At 51.8% G+C, this 1,290-nt stretch carries 1 protein-coding gene; it reads left to right on the top strand.

The window, feature by feature from the left end; all coding sequences use genetic code 11:
* Positions 1-1,218: VENN motif pre-toxin domain-containing protein (locus tag XcuCFBP2542_RS18890; RefSeq protein WP_211293043.1), on the top strand; the 1,218-nt coding region annotated here is incomplete at its 5' end.
* Positions 1,219-1,290: the final 72 nt, after the last annotated feature.

Genomic DNA, 1,290 nt, shown 5'->3' with positions numbered 1-1,290 from the left:
GAGCTGGCGGCGCAGTACCTGACCAAAACCCTGTATGGCGACGACCCGCAAGCCTACGGCCCGGATGGCAAGTTCGATCCGAATCGGTTGTCCGAAGCGGACAAGCAGATGATCGTCTCGTTGTCGCAGGCGGTTGGTGCCATTGCGGGTGGGATGACTGGCGGGAGCTTGGCGGATGCTGCGACCACCGCAGAGATTGCGAAGAATTCGGTTGAGAATAACTGGCTTACTAAACCTGAAGCTGAGGTTCTTAAGATTCTCAGCTCTTTGTGCCGGGGCGGAAGCGAGGATGGCTGCGATGCTGAGAAGAAGCTAATCGCGCTCGACAAAATCCGTGATGAGGAAAAGAACCTTTACTCTGACAAGGTCACCGATGAACTGAGGGCGGCGGGCAAGCTTACGTTGGAAAACTACGACGAGGCAATGGAGCCTTATTGGAAGGATCAGGGCTTCTTCGTCAGAGAAAGAGATGTAGTGTATTCCGGGGATGCGTTAAGCCGTACCTTCCCGACGTACGGCGAGCTGATCTATAACAAGATGGGTGAAACGGCAGGTGATCTCAAATATGCGCAACCCGGAACTGCCGTTAGCCTGCTGGTGACGCGTGGATTGTTAGCAGGTCTTGGTCAAACAGTGGCCGGCTGGAAGGACTTGCTGAGTAGTGATACCTCAGTTAACTATTTTACTGGCGAGTCTGTTGTTGGACTTGATGCGCTCGATGCGCGCGTTTTGAGTCTTGCTGATATATTGACTTTTGGATTGGCTGGAGCTAGTAAGGCTAGGCCGGTTATTACAGAAATTGAGAGTCAGATAGATAACGCAATTCTATCAAAGGCCAAACCCTCGACTAGACCATCGGCCGCCTCCGCAGATGCAGATAGCGAAGCGGGATTGCCTGTTACCCTCGTGCCTCTTCCCGTTCCTCGTAACGCTAGTAGCTTAGCCGGAGGGCCTCTCGAGAACGCCAGTCAAGTAAGCGGGCGGTTCAAGTTGGAAGGTGGGCCCCACAATGGTGTTTTATATCGTGCAGATAATCAGGGTAATATAACAAGCTATGCAACATATGATGGAGAAGGTATGATATTGAAGAGGGTTGATGTTACCGGAAGCGCGCATGCTGGGGTTCCAACACCACATGTCATAGAATATGGGCGTAATACCCTTCCCGATGGAGTTGTCAGGGTGCAATCTCCATCAACTAATCCTACTGTGTCATAAAAATGTTATTCTGCAGGCAATCCACACCGTGCTGAGATGAACATGGCCGCAGTCAGTCACCAAGCGCGTTTT

It is taken from the genome of Xanthomonas cucurbitae, from assembly GCF_002939885.1.
GTDB lineage: Bacteria > Pseudomonadota > Gammaproteobacteria > Xanthomonadales > Xanthomonadaceae > Xanthomonas > Xanthomonas cucurbitae.
Note: the sequence above shows the minus strand (reverse complement) of the source record. Positions and strands in the feature narration are given on the sequence as shown.